Source organism: Streptomyces sp. NPDC031049 (genome assembly GCF_055571015.1).
In genome coordinates, this window is record NZ_JBVIGC010000001.1 from 292,571 (window position 1) to 303,631 (window position 11,061).

Genomic DNA, 11,061 nt, shown 5'->3' on the forward strand with positions numbered 1-11,061 from the left:
CCCGTCACGACCTCAAGCGGGCAGCTCGGCGGCGCGCACCACCATACTGGCCGCTTGTCACGCTTATCCGGGGGCCGCTGCGGAATCCCACACCGGACTCGCACGCGCGTGCAAGGGCGAAGTGGTACGTCACTTCCCAAGTCGGACGGTGTCCCCAACGGGTTGGCGCACCGGAGCGAAGGTGGCGCACATCACAGCGAGACCGATGCCGCCGAACAGGAAGAGGTAGGAGCCGGCTCCCGTGGCGAAGACGAAGTCGCCCTCCGGGCGGCTGGTGAGGAGCAGGAAGACCGTGACCGCCCAGCCGGCGGCGCTCGCGGCGGCGGCGCCCCGGGTGCCGACGGCCCGGGCCGCGCCCAGGCACAGCCCGGCCTCCGCGGCGAGCGCGAGCAGCAGCCCGCCCGGGAACCAGGCCGGCTGGACCAGCGCACCGGCCACACCGACGACGGCACCGGCCACGAACAGGGCGAGGTAGAGCAGGGCACGGCCGGGCGAGGGCATGCGCAGCGGCTGGGCGAGCGGCGAGGGGCGGTCGGTCATGCCACGGCCTCCGGGATTCCGGCGAACAGGTCGGTCTCGTGCGCGCCCGCCGGGGCGGGTCCGCGGGAGGCGGCAGCCACCAGCTCGTAGTACTCGGTGGTGAACAGCGGCTGCGCCAGCTCGTTGGAGAGCACGAAGTACGGCTCGGCGACCGTGATCTGTGTGGCGTGCGCCCGCATGGCGGCGGCCTTGGCGGCGGCGTACGGGGTGCCGTCGGCGACGATCCGCGCGGTGATCCGCTCGTCGTCCACCACGCCAGGTACGTCGTCGATGCCGGCCGCCTCGGTGAAGGGGAGGCCGGGCAGGTCGTCGTGGAGCCGGGCGAAGGCCTGCTCGGCGGCGGAGCGCGGCACGCGGTTCCAGTAGACCCTGGCGACCGGGCAGCCGGCCTCGGCGGCCAGCTCGACGGCGCGCATGGCGACGCGGTGGGCCTGGATGTGGTCGGGGTGGCCGTAGCCGCCGTTCGGGTCGTAGGTGACCAGGACCTGGGGGCGCACCTCGCGGATGACCTCCAGCAGCAGGGCCGCCGCCCGGTCGACGTCCGCCTGCCAGAAGCAGCCGGGGTCGGCGTTGTCGGGCAGGCCCATCATCCCGGAGTCGGCGAACCGGCCCGGTCCGCCCAGCAGCCGGACGTCCTCGACGCCCAGCGCCCGCATGGCGGCGGCCAGTTCGTCCATCCGGTGCCTGCCCAGCGCGGGGCCGGTGAGGTGGCGCAGCTCGGGCGGGATGACCTCGCCCCGCTCGCCGAGGGTGCAGGTCACCAGCGTGACGTGGGCGCCCTCGGCCGCGTACTTGGCCATGGTGGCGCCGTTGTTGATCGACTCGTCGTCCGGGTGCGCGTGCACCAGCAGCAGACGCCGGAAGGGCAGTTCCGTCATGGGGCCAACCCTACGAGGGACCGGGTGCCCGTTCGCACACCCCGGCCGGTCGGCGACACCGTAACGTACCGCGTAATCAAGCAGCTACGCACAGTAGGGAACGGCACCACGGAGGGGCGCGCATGTCGGTGGACGGTGAGGCGGTACGGGTCAAGGTCGGGGCGGAGCAGCCGGACGAGCCGGGCTGGGAGGTCGATCCGAACGACGACTGGGCGCTGGCGGTGGTGGCCACCGTGGGGCGGCAGTTGCGGCTCCGCCGGGAGGCGGCGGGGCTGCGCGTCGGCGAGTTCGCGGTGGCGGTCGGGTACGGCGAGGACCTCGTCTACAAGATCGAGGGCGGCAAGCGCATCCCCCGGCCGGAGTTCCTGGACGCGGCGGACGAGGTGCTGGGCGCCGGGGGGCTCGTCGCGGCGATGAAGGAGGACGTGAGGAAGGTCCGGTATCCGAAGAAGGTGCGGGACCTGGCGCAGATGGAGGCTCGGGCGGTGGAGCTTCAGCTCTACGATCCGCTCCACGTCCACGGTCTGTTGCAGACTCCGGAGTGCACACGCGCCCTGCTGTCCATGCGGCGACCCGCCTACTCGACGGAGGAAGTGGAGCGGTTCGTCGCAGCTCGTGTGGCGCGCAAGGCGATCTTCGAACGGGACCCGGCTCCCGACATCAGCTTCGTCCTGGAGGAGTGGACACTGCGGCGGCCCCTGGGCGGGAAGGCCGTCCTGCGGGGCCAGCTCGAGCATCTGCTCGAGGCGGCCCGACTGCGCAACGTCGAGCTTCAGGTCATGCCGTTGGAGCGCTACGAGCATGCCGGGCTGGACGGCGGAATCGAAGTACTCAAGTTCGAGGACGGATCGGCGATCGGACGTTCGCCCGCCGTGGCCAACGGGCGACCCGTTTCCGACCTTCGGCAGCTCCGTATCCTGGAACTCCGGTATGGCATCATCCGGGCGCAGGCCCTCACACCTCGTGAGTCGGCCGCGTTCATCGAGCAACTGCTGGGGGAGACATGAGCCGCAAGACCTCGTCCGGAGCAGCCTCCGACCTGGCCTGGTTCAAGAGCAGCTACAGCAGCGGTAGCGAAGGCGACTCCTGCGTCGAGGTGGCCGCCGACCCCGGGACCGTCCACGTCCGTGACTCCAAGCACGTCGACGGTCCCCGTCTGGCCTTCGCCCCCGGCGCGTGGGCCGACTTCGTGCCCTACGCGGCCGGGGACTGATCCGGCGACCGTCCGCCCGGGGTCAGAAGTTGATGCTGCCGATCATCCCGGCGATGTTCGACGTGACCTCGTTGATCGTCGGGGCGACGGTCGAGGAGGCGAGATAGAAGCCGAGCAGCATGCAGACGATGGCGTGGCCGGCCTTCAGTCCTGACTTCTTGATCAGCAGGAAGACGATGATCGCCAGCAGCACCACCGCCGAAATCGAGAGTGCCACGGCGGCTCACCTCCAAAGAGCCCAGGGACATGGGGTCGTACGGACGGTCCGGATGGATAAATCCACACAGGGGGCAGCTGGTTGATACCCACTATGCGCTAGCGATCATAACTATCCGTACGCGCGCATCGCTCGGCGCACAGCCGCACAAGGGGGCGCATGGCCAATATGGTCAGGGCATGACGACCGAGCATGACTCCTTCCCCAAACGGCACGCCCGCACCCAGCGGTTCACGCTCGGCGCGCCGCGTTCGTTCACCGTGGCGCCCGACGGTTCCCGTGTCGCCTTCCTGCGCTCCGCCTCCGGTACGGACCGGGCGAGTTCGCTGTGGGTGCTCGACACCGCGGACGGCCAGGAGCGCGTGGCGGCCGACCCGCGCGCCCTGCTGGGCGGGTCGGCCGAACAGCTGCCGCCCGAGGAGCGGGCGCGGCGCGAGCGCAGCCGGGAAGGCGGGGCCGGCGTCGTCGGCTACGCCACCGACTCGGCTGTGGAGCTGGCCTCTTTCGCCCTGTCAGGGCGGCTTTTCACGGCCGAGCTGCGGGTGGGCACGGCCCGCGAACTGCCCGTGCGGGGACCGGTGGTCGACCCGCGCCCCTCGCCCGACGGACGGCACGTGGCGTACGTCGCGCAGGGCGCCCTGCGGGTCGTCGGCGCCGAGGGCGACGGCGACCGCGCGCTGGCCGAGCCGGACGCCGAGCGCGTCACCTACGGGCTGGCCGAGTTCATCGCCGCCGAGGAGATGGGGCGCAGCCGGGGCTTCTGGTGGGCTCCGGAGTCGGACCGGCTGCTGGTGGCGCGGGTGGACGACACGCCGGTGAGCCGGTGGTGGATCGCCGATCCGGCCCGGCCGGAGCGTGAGCCACACCACGTCGCGTACCCGGCCGCGGGGACCGCCAACGCGGACGTGCGGTTGTTCGTGGTCGGGCTGGACGGGGGGCGCACGGAGGTGCTCTGGGACCGGGAGCGCTATCCGTATCTGGCGCGAGTGCACTGGTCAGCGGCGGGTGCCCCGCTGCTGCTCGTACAGGCGCGCGATCAGCGCAGCCAGCTGTACCTGGCCGTGGACCCGGAGTCGGGGGCGACCCGGATGGTGCACGCCGACGAAGATCCAACATGGCTGGAACTTTTCCCCGGGGTGCCGTGCTGGAGCCCGTCCGGACAGCTGGTGCGGATCACCGACGAGGGTGGTGCCCGGCGGCTGGCCGTCGGCGAACGGCCTTTGACGGGACCGCAGTTGCACCTGCGGGCGGTGCTGGACGTCTCCGACGACGACGTGCTGGTGAGCGCGTCCGCCGGCGAGGAGGCGGCCGGCGCCGAGACCGGCGAGGTGCACGTCTACCGGGTGAACGAACTGGGCGTGGAGCGGCTGTCCCAGGAGCCCGGGGTGCACTCGGCGGTGCGCGCCGGGGACGTGACCGTCCTGGTGTCCGCGACGCTGGAGCGGCCCGGGACGCGGGCGCAGGTGCTGCGGGGCGGAAAACCGACGGCGACCGTCCCCTCGTACGCCGAAGATCCCGGTTTGTCTCCCCGGGTCACCCTCACCCAGGGGGGCGCACGGCGTGTCCCGTGCGCCGTGCTTATGCCAACGGACTACCCCGGTGACACCCCCCTGCCGGTCCTGCTGGACCCCTACGGTGGACCGCACGGCCAGCGGGTGGTGGCCGCGCACAACGCGTACCTCACCCCGCAGTGGTTCGCCGACCAGGGCTTCGCGGTGGTCGTCGCCGACGGCCGCGGCACTCCCGGGCGCTCCCCCGCCTGGGAGAAGGCCGTGCGGGACGACATCGCCGCGGTGGTCGTCCAGGACCAGGTCGACGCGCTCCAGGCGCTCGCCGCCGACTTCCCGCTGGACCTGGACCGGGTGGCGATCCGGGGCTGGTCCTTCGGCGGCTATCTGGCGGCGCTGGCGGTGCTGCGCCGGCCCGACGTCTTCCACGCGGCGGTGGTCGGCGCACCCGTCACCGACCTGCGGCTGTACGACACCCACTACCAGGAGCGCTACGTCGGCCACCCGGACGAGCAGCCGGAGGTCTACCGCCGCAACTCGGTGATCGACGACGCGGGCCTGGTCGACGCCGCCGAACCGCACCGCCCGATGATGATCATCCATGGGCTGGCGGACGACAACGTGGTGGTCGCCCACTCGCTGCGGCTGTCGTCGGCGCTGCTGGCCGCGGGCCGCCCGCACGAGGTGCTGCCCCTGTCCGGCGTCACCCACATGACCCCGCAGGAGTCGGTCGCCGAGAACCTGCTGCGGCTCCAGCTGGACTTCCTCAAGCGCTCACTGCGGCTGACATAGCCTCACAAACGGGGCCAACCCCGTTAACACGCAGGCAACTTGAGCGAAGCGGCACCGATATACGGACACGGCAGACTGAACTACGTACGGCCGTGCGGGTGCCGTAGACGGGCCGGGGTGCGCCATGTCGCCCCGGCCCGTCGTCGTGCGCTCAGGAGGGCGCCTCGTGCTCGGGCACCACGTGCTTCTCCTCGGCGAAATGGCACGCCGAGTCGTGCGCCGCCGGTCCGGAGGTCAGCCGGAACTCCGCGGGCACGGCGAGGGCGGGGACCTCCAGGGCGCAGCGCTCCCGGGCCTTGAAGCAGCGGGTGCGGAAGCGGCAGCCGGAGGGGATGTTCGTCGGGGACGGGACGTCGCCGGACAGGATGATCCGCTCGCGGTGCTCCCGGGCCTCGGGGTCGGGGACGGGCACGGCGGACAGCAGCGCCTGGGTGTAGGGGTGCGTGGGATGGTCGTAGATCTCGGTGTCGGTGCCGGTCTCCACGATCCGGCCCAGGTACATCACGCCGACCCGGTCGGAGATGTGCCGCACGATGGACAGGTCGTGGGCGATGAAGACGTACGACAGGTCGAACTCGGCCTGCAACCGGCCCATCAGGTTGATCACCTGCGCCTGCACCGAGACGTCGAGGGCGGAGACCGGCTCGTCCGCGACGATGATCTCCGGGCGCAGGGCGAGGCCGCGGGCGATGCCGATGCGCTGACGCTGGCCGCCGGAGAACTGGTGCGGGTAGCGGTTGATGTGCTCGGGGCTGAGGCCCACGACGTCCAGCAGGTGCTGCACCCGCTTGCGGCGCTCGCCCTTCGGCGCGACCTCGGGGTGGATGTCGTAGGCCTCGCCGATGATGTCGCCGACCGTCATCCGCGGGTTGAGCGAGGTGTAGGGGTCCTGGAAGACCATCTGGATGTTGCGGCGCACGGCCTTCAGCGCCCTGCCGGACAGCCGGGTGATGTCCTCGCCCTTGTAGCGGATCTCCCCCGCCGTCGGCCGCTCCAGGTTGACCAGCATCCTGGCGACCGTGGACTTGCCGCAGCCGGACTCGCCGACGATGCCGAGGGTCTCGCCGCGGTCGAGGTGGAAGTCGACGCCGTCGACCGCCTTCACCGCGCCGACCTGCTTCTTGAAGAGGATGCCGGTGGTCAGCGGGTAGTGCTTGACCAGGCCGCGGACCTCGAGGATCGGCTCAGCCATGCAGGCACTCCCTCCAGAAGTGGCAGGCGCTGCCCCGGTCGGCGCCGGCCTCGGTGACCTCGTACAGCGGCGGTACGTCGGTGCGGCACACGTCCTGGGCCATCGGGCAGCGGGGGTGGAAGGGGCAGCCCGGCGGGATGCGGGTGAGGCTCGGCGGCAGGCCCTGGATGGCGTACAGCTCCCGGCCCTTGTCGTCCAGGCGCGGGATCGAGTCGAGCAGGCCGCGCGTGTACGGGTGGGCGGGCGCCTTGTAGAGGTCGTGGACCGGCGCCGACTCCACGATCCGGCCCGCGTACATCACGGCGATCCGGTCGGCGACGTCGGCGACCACACCGAGGTCGTGGGTGATCAGGATGAGCCCCATGTGGTACTCGCGCTGGAGTTCCGCGAGCAGGTCCATCACCTGGGCCTGCACGGTGACGTCGAGCGCGGTGGTGGGCTCGTCGGCGATGATCAGCTTGGGCTCCAGGGCGATCGCCATCGCGATCATGATGCGCTGGCGCATGCCGCCGGAGAACTGGTGCGGGTACTGCCTGACCCGTTCCCGGGCCGCCGGGATGCGGACCCGGTCCATCAGCTCCACGGCCCTGGCCCGCGCGTCCTTGCGGGACATGCCCCGGTGCACGGTGAACATCTCGCCGAGCTGGTCGCCGACGGTCAGCACGGGGTTGAGGGAGGACAGCGCGTCCTGGAAGATCATCGCCATCTCGGCGCCGCGCACCTTCCGGCGCTCCTCCTCCTTCATGCGCAGCAGGTCGCGGCCCTCGAAGAGGACCTCGCCGCCGGTGATCCGGCCGGGCGGCATGTCGAGGATGCCCATGACGGCCTGGGCCGTGACGGACTTGCCGGAGCCGGACTCGCCGAGCACCGCGAGGGTCTCACCGGCGTCGACCTGGTAGCTGACGCCGTTGACGGCCCGGGCGAGGCCCTCCCGGGTGCGGAACTCCACGTGCAGGTCGCGTACGTCGAGCAGCATGGCGGCGGCTCACCTCAGCTTCGGGTCGAGGGCGTCGCGCACCGCGTCGCCGAGCATGATGAACGCGAGGACGGTCAGGGCGAGGGCCCCCGACGGCCACAGCAGCGCGTGGGGGGCGTTGCGGACGTAGGGGGCGGCGGCCGAGATGTCGATGCCCCAGGAGACGCTGGGCGGCTTCAGACCGACCCCGAGGAAGGACAGGGTGGCCTCCAGCGCGATGTAGGTGCCGAGTGCGATCGTGGCGACGACGATGACCGGCGCGACGGCGTTGGGCGCGATGTGCCGCAGCAGCAGCCGGGAGTGGGAGGCGCCCAGGGCTCGGGCGGCCTGGACGTAGTCGTTCTGCTTGGCGGTGATGACGGCGCCGCGGGCGATGCGGGAGATCTGCGGCCAGCCGAGGAGCACGATGAAGCCGATGACCGGCCAGACGGTGTTGCTGGTGATGACGGACAGCAGCACCAGGCCGCCCAGGACGACGGGGATGGCGAAGAAGACGTCGGTGATCCGGGACAGGACCGAGTCCCAGATGCCGCCGAAGAAGCCGGCGAGGCCGCCCAGGACGCTGCCGAGGACGGCGACGCCGAGCGTGGCCAGGACCCCGACCGCGACGGACGTGCGCGCGCCGTAGACGGTGCGGGTGTAGACGTCGCAGCCCTGGCCGTTGAAGCCGAAGGGGTGGCCTGCCTGGGAGCCCTCCTGGGCCTTGGACAGCTCGCAGTGGAGCGGGTTGCCGGAGGCGATGAGCGACGGCCACAGGGAGATCACGACCAGGAACAGGATCACCAGACCGGAGACGATGAAGACCGGGTTGCGGCGCAGGTCGTGCCAGGCGTCGGACCACAGGCTGCGGGGCCGGTCCCGGGGGCCGGGGCCGTCCGGGCCGCCGGGGGTCTTCTCCAGGGTCTCGGCCTCGCTGACCGCGAGGTCCATCTGCCCGCCCATCCCGGTGCCGGCGACGGCGCCCTGCGGGGCTCGGGGCTCAGTCATAGCGGATCCTCGGGTCGAGTACGGCGTACAGGAGGTCGACGAGGAGGTTGGCGACCAGGAAGACCAGCACGAGGACGGTGACGAAGCCGACGACGGTCTGCGTGTTCTGCCGCAGGATGCCCTGGTAGAGCTGGTAGCCGACGCCGTGGATGTTGAAGATCCGCTCGGTGACGATGGCGCCGCCCATCAGGAAGCCGATGTCGGCCCCGATGAAGGTGACGACGGGGATCAGGGAGTTGCGCAGCAGGTGCCGGGTGACCACCCGGCGGCGGGGCAGGCCCTTGGCGACGGCGGTGCGGACGTAGTCGGAGCGCCGGTTCTCCGCGATGGAGGTGCGGGTCAGCCGGGTGACGTAGGCGAGCGAGACGGAGGCCAGGACCAGGCCGGGGACGATCAGCTCGCCGAAGGCGGCGTCGGAGGAGACGGAGGGTTTGATCCAGCCCCACTTCACGCCCAGCAGCAGCTGGAGGAGCAGGCCCGTGACGAAGGTGGGCACGGAGATGACGACGAGGGTGACCAGCAGCACGGAGGTGTCGACCGGGCGTCCGCGGCGCAGCCCGGTGACGACGCCGAGGGTGATCCCGATGACGACCTCGAAGAGGATCGCCACGATGGTCAGCCGGATGGTGACGGGGAACGCCGTGCCCATCAGCTCGGTGACCGGCTGGCCGTTGAAGGCGGTGCCGAAGTCGCCGGTGAAGACGTTGCCCATGTAGGTCAGGTACTGCTGCCACACGGGCTGGTCGAGGCCGAACTCCTTCCTGAGCCGCGCCGCCGTCGCCGGGTCGCACTCCCGGTCCCCGCACAGCCCGGCGATGGGGTCTCCCATCACGTTGACCATCAGGAAGATCAGCAGCGTGGCCCCGACGAAGACCGGGATCATCTGGAGCAGCCGCCTGAGGACGTACCGTCCCATGACGCCCCCTCAGCTGACCTGGATCTCGTGGTAGACCGGGACGCTGAACGGGTTGAGCCTGACGTCGGAGAGCCGGTCCGAGTAGCCGGCGCTGCCGTTCTGGTACCACAGCGGGATGGCGGCCATGTCGTCCCGTACGACCCTCTCGGCCTCCTGGAAGATCTCCACGGCCTCGGCGGTGTCGGTCTCGGCGTTTGCCTTGTCGACGAGGTCGTCGAACTTCTCGTTGGACCACTTGCCGTCGTTGGAGGAGGCGTTGGTGTAGTAGAGCGGCTGGAGGAAGTTCTGGATGAGCGGGTAGTCCATCTGCCAGCCGGCCCGGAAGGGGCCGCTCATCTTCCGGTCGGTGATCTGGTTGCGGAAGTCGGCGAACGTGCCGACGGGGTTGCCGACGCAGGCGCGGTCGTTGCCGAGGGCGTTGTTGATGGAGTTGCAGACCGCGTCGACCCACTGCTTGTGGGAGCCGGTGTCGGAGTTGTACGTGATCTTCACCTGTCCGCCGGGGAGCCCGCCGCCCTCCTCGATCAGCCGCTTGGCCTCCTCCGGGTCGTAGTCGCACGCGTCCCCGCACAGGCCCTCCTCGTAGCCGCCGTCCTCGCCGAGGACCGGGGAGGTCCAGTCGGTGGCCGGGGTGCGGGTCTGCTGGAAGATGGTGTCGGTGATCTGCTTCCGGTCGATCGCCATGGACAGGCCCTTGCGGACCTTCTCCGAGCCGGGCTTGTTCCAGTTCCGGTCGTAGTACGGGAAGGCGAGGGTCTGGATGATGCCGGCCGGGGTGTTGATGTACCGGTCGCCGAGGTCGCTCTCGACGTTCTTCAGCTGGGCGGCCGGGACGTCGTCGACGAGGTCGAGGTTGCCCGCCATCAGGTCGGTGTAGGCGGTGTTGTTGTCGGTGTAGACCTTCAGGTCGACGCCGCCGTTTCGCGCCTTGTCGTCGCCGGGGTACTGCTCCCAGGTGCGCAGCGACATCTGGGAGCCGCGCTGGTAGGAGTCGACCTGGTACGGGCCGTTGCCGATCGGCTTCTTCAGCCAGGCGTCGTGGTCGTCGAAGAACGCCCGGGGCAGCGGCGCGAAGGCCGGGTAGCCGAGGGTCTCGGGGAACGTGGAGAACTTCTGGTTGAGCCGGACGGTGAAGGTGAGCGGGCCGGTGACCTTCAGACCGGAGAGGGTGTCGGCCTGCTGCTCGCCGTCCTCGGGGTGGACCCGGTCGTAGCCGTCGATGTAGCTGAAGAAGTAGGCGTTGCGCTGGTTGTTCTTCAGGCTTGCGCCGTAGTTCCAGGCGTCGACGAAGGACTGGGCGGTGACCTTCTCGCCGTTCTGGAAGGTCCAGCCGTCCTTGACGGTGATGGTGAAGTTCTGCGAGTCGGAGGTCTCGATCTTCTCGGCGAGCATGTCCTTCGCCTCGCCGGTCTCCGGGTCGTACTTCTTCAGCCCGCGGAAGATCATGTCCAGGACCTTGCCGCCCTGCACCTCGTTGGTGTTCGCCGGCTCCAGCGGGTTCTGCGGGTCCCCCCAGGAGGAGCTGAGCACCGCGCCGCTGTCGCCGCCGCTGCCGCCGCCCGAGCCGCAGCCGGTCGCCGCGAGGACGACGGCCGCCGCACATGCGGCCCATCTGCCGGGCTTGGCTCCGCGCATGGAGTCCCTCCTCATGTGCGCTGTCCGTTACGCGCCACTATGGGCGGTCGTATCTGGTAACGCACATTCATCCCGTCCGTACGAGGGTCCTCCGGACGGGGAAACGCCCCGGGGGGGGGGGGGGGGGGGGGGGGGGGGGGGGGGGGGGGGGGGGGGGGGGGGGGAGGGGGGGGTGGTGCAGGGTCGTGCGGACGGAGGGTCTAGCAC

At 70.8% G+C, this 11,061-nt stretch carries 11 protein-coding genes; 3 read left to right on the top strand and 8 right to left on the bottom strand.

Annotated features, from left to right (window positions below; translation table 11 throughout):
• Positions 1-129: 129 nt before the first annotated feature.
• Positions 130-540, bottom strand: coding sequence for a DUF6113 family protein (locus ACZ45Q_RS01295; RefSeq protein ID WP_468253709.1), 411 nt, complete (start codon positions 538-540; stop codon positions 130-132).
• On the bottom strand, positions 537-1,418 hold the full coding sequence (gene mshB, locus ACZ45Q_RS01300) for an N-acetyl-1-D-myo-inositol-2-amino-2-deoxy-alpha-D-glucopyranoside deacetylase (RefSeq protein WP_468253710.1): 882 nt from the start codon (positions 1,416-1,418) through the stop codon (positions 537-539). The genes ACZ45Q_RS01295 and mshB overlap by 4 nt, the downstream gene beginning before the upstream one ends.
• 122 nt (positions 1,419-1,540) lie before the next feature.
• Here mshB and ACZ45Q_RS01305 point away from each other — a divergent pair, with 122 nt between their 5' ends.
• Positions 1,541-2,425 (top strand): helix-turn-helix domain-containing protein, encoded by an 885-nt coding sequence (locus ACZ45Q_RS01305; protein WP_468253711.1) that lies wholly within the window; start codon positions 1,541-1,543, stop codon positions 2,423-2,425.
• Positions 2,422-2,631, top strand: a complete 210-nt coding sequence (locus ACZ45Q_RS01310) for a DUF397 domain-containing protein (RefSeq protein ID WP_468253712.1) — start codon at positions 2,422-2,424, stop codon at positions 2,629-2,631. The genes ACZ45Q_RS01305 and ACZ45Q_RS01310 overlap by 4 nt, the downstream gene beginning before the upstream one ends.
• Positions 2,632-2,653: 22 nt before the next feature.
• On the opposite strand, the gene ACZ45Q_RS01315 is transcribed toward ACZ45Q_RS01310, so the two are convergent.
• The gene (locus ACZ45Q_RS01315) at positions 2,654-2,848 is read right to left on the bottom strand and encodes a hypothetical protein (RefSeq protein WP_468253713.1); all 195 of its coding nucleotides are present in this window, start codon (positions 2,846-2,848) and stop codon (positions 2,654-2,656) included.
• A gap of 179 nt (positions 2,849-3,027) precedes the next feature.
• Between ACZ45Q_RS01315 and ACZ45Q_RS01320 the strand changes: the two genes are divergently transcribed.
• A complete protein-coding gene (locus ACZ45Q_RS01320; protein WP_468253714.1) occupies positions 3,028-5,148 on the top strand; it encodes a S9 family peptidase in 2,121 nt (706 codons plus the stop codon).
• Positions 5,149-5,299: 151 nt separating this feature from the next.
• Here the strand turns inward: ACZ45Q_RS01320 and ACZ45Q_RS01325 are convergent, their stop codons facing one another.
• Genes ACZ45Q_RS01325 through ACZ45Q_RS01345 form a run of 5 tightly spaced genes read right to left on the bottom strand, consistent with a single transcriptional unit; the run spans position 5,300 to position 10,854 of the window.
• Positions 5,300-6,340 (bottom strand): ABC transporter ATP-binding protein, encoded by a 1,041-nt coding sequence (locus tag ACZ45Q_RS01325; RefSeq protein WP_468253715.1) that lies wholly within the window; start codon positions 6,338-6,340, stop codon positions 5,300-5,302.
• On the bottom strand, positions 6,333-7,316 hold the full coding sequence (locus tag ACZ45Q_RS01330; RefSeq protein WP_468253716.1) for an ABC transporter ATP-binding protein: 984 nt from the start codon (positions 7,314-7,316) through the stop codon (positions 6,333-6,335). Before ACZ45Q_RS01330 ends, ACZ45Q_RS01325 begins: the two co-directional genes overlap by 8 nt.
• Before the next feature lie 9 nt (positions 7,317-7,325).
• Entirely contained in the window at positions 7,326-8,303 is a 978-nt protein-coding gene (locus ACZ45Q_RS01335) for an ABC transporter permease (protein ID WP_468253717.1), read from the bottom strand.
• Complete coding sequence (locus tag ACZ45Q_RS01340; protein WP_468253718.1) at positions 8,296-9,219, bottom strand: ABC transporter permease; 924 nt, start codon at positions 9,217-9,219, stop codon at positions 8,296-8,298. Before ACZ45Q_RS01340 ends, ACZ45Q_RS01335 begins: the two co-directional genes overlap by 8 nt.
• A 9-nt stretch (positions 9,220-9,228) precedes the next feature.
• On the bottom strand, positions 9,229-10,854 hold the full coding sequence (locus ACZ45Q_RS01345; RefSeq protein ID WP_468253719.1) for a peptide ABC transporter substrate-binding protein: 1,626 nt from the start codon (positions 10,852-10,854) through the stop codon (positions 9,229-9,231).
• Between the last annotated feature and the right edge of the window lie 207 nt (positions 10,855-11,061).

Bases quoted from the DNA above. Each gene is read 5' to 3' on its own strand.
- ACZ45Q_RS01295 (WP_468253709.1), bottom strand. From the start codon at position 540: ATGACCGACCGCCCCTCGCCGCTCGCCCAGCCGCTGCGCATGCCCTCG.
- mshB (WP_468253710.1), bottom strand. From the start codon at position 1,418: ATGACGGAACTGCCCTTCCGGCGTCTGCTGCTGGTGCACGCGCACCCG.
- ACZ45Q_RS01305 (WP_468253711.1), top strand. From the start codon at position 1,541: ATGTCGGTGGACGGTGAGGCGGTACGGGTCAAGGTCGGGGCGGAGCAG.
- ACZ45Q_RS01310 (WP_468253712.1), top strand. From the start codon at position 2,422: ATGAGCCGCAAGACCTCGTCCGGAGCAGCCTCCGACCTGGCCTGGTTC.
- ACZ45Q_RS01320 (WP_468253714.1), top strand. From the start codon at position 3,028: ATGACGACCGAGCATGACTCCTTCCCCAAACGGCACGCCCGCACCCAG.
- ACZ45Q_RS01325 (WP_468253715.1), bottom strand. From the start codon at position 6,340: ATGGCTGAGCCGATCCTCGAGGTCCGCGGCCTGGTCAAGCACTACCCG.
- ACZ45Q_RS01330 (WP_468253716.1), bottom strand. From the start codon at position 7,316: ATGCTGCTCGACGTACGCGACCTGCACGTGGAGTTCCGCACCCGGGAG.
- ACZ45Q_RS01335 (WP_468253717.1), bottom strand. From the start codon at position 8,303: ATGACTGAGCCCCGAGCCCCGCAGGGCGCCGTCGCCGGCACCGGGATG.
- ACZ45Q_RS01340 (WP_468253718.1), bottom strand. From the start codon at position 9,219: ATGGGACGGTACGTCCTCAGGCGGCTGCTCCAGATGATCCCGGTCTTC.
- ACZ45Q_RS01345 (WP_468253719.1), bottom strand. From the start codon at position 10,854: ATGCGCGGAGCCAAGCCCGGCAGATGGGCCGCATGTGCGGCGGCCGTC.